Raw genomic sequence first — 522 nt, 5'->3', positions numbered from 1 at the left:
GGAGTGATTCATGACTGGGGTGAAGTCGTAACAAGGTAGCCCTAGGGGAACCTGGGGCTGGATCACCTCCTTATACGATTTAGAACTTATTTGTTCGTAGTGTCCACACAGATGATTGTTATTGTAAAGAGAACAACACTTATTGTTTTGGGTCTGTAGCTCAGCTGGTTAGAGCGCACCCCTGATAAGGGTGAGGTCGGTAGTTCAAATCTACTCAGACCCACCACTTCTTATCTAATTAAGAAGATGGTTAAAACAATAAGTACCAGCATATGTGGGGCTATAGCTCAGCTGGGAGAGCGCCTGCCTTGCACGCAGGAGGTCAGCAGTTCGATCCTGCTTAGCTCCACCACTTACTTCTTAAAAATAAATATTCTTTATCAGGCCATTAACCGCCTGAGAATAGAGTGTGTTTAATTTTGAGAAGTTTTTACATCTCTTGCTCTTTAAAAATTTGGAAAAGCTGATAATAAAATTCTGATAGATACATTGTATTTATCAAGAGTTTTCAAAAGTAAAAAA

General features: G+C 40.2%; 2 tRNA genes and 1 rRNA gene. All 3 read left to right on the top strand.

Going from position 1 to position 522, the window contains the following annotated elements:
• A 16S ribosomal RNA gene (locus tag I6E82_RS19785) occupies positions 1 to 73 on the top strand; the annotation flags it as partial.
• A gap of 76 nt (positions 74 to 149) precedes the next feature.
• Positions 150 to 226, top strand: a tRNA-Ile gene (locus tag I6E82_RS19780).
• A gap of 50 nt (positions 227 to 276) precedes the next feature.
• Positions 277 to 352 (top strand) — tRNA-Ala (locus I6E82_RS19775).
• The last annotated feature ends 170 nt before the right edge of the window (positions 353 to 522 follow it).

Origin of the sequence: Pseudoalteromonas sp. NZS11 (assembly GCF_015864765.1) — a bacterium.
GTDB classification, from domain to species: domain Bacteria; phylum Pseudomonadota; class Gammaproteobacteria; order Enterobacterales; family Alteromonadaceae; genus Pseudoalteromonas; species Pseudoalteromonas arctica.
Note: the sequence above shows the minus strand (reverse complement) of the source record. Positions and strands in the feature narration are given on the sequence as shown.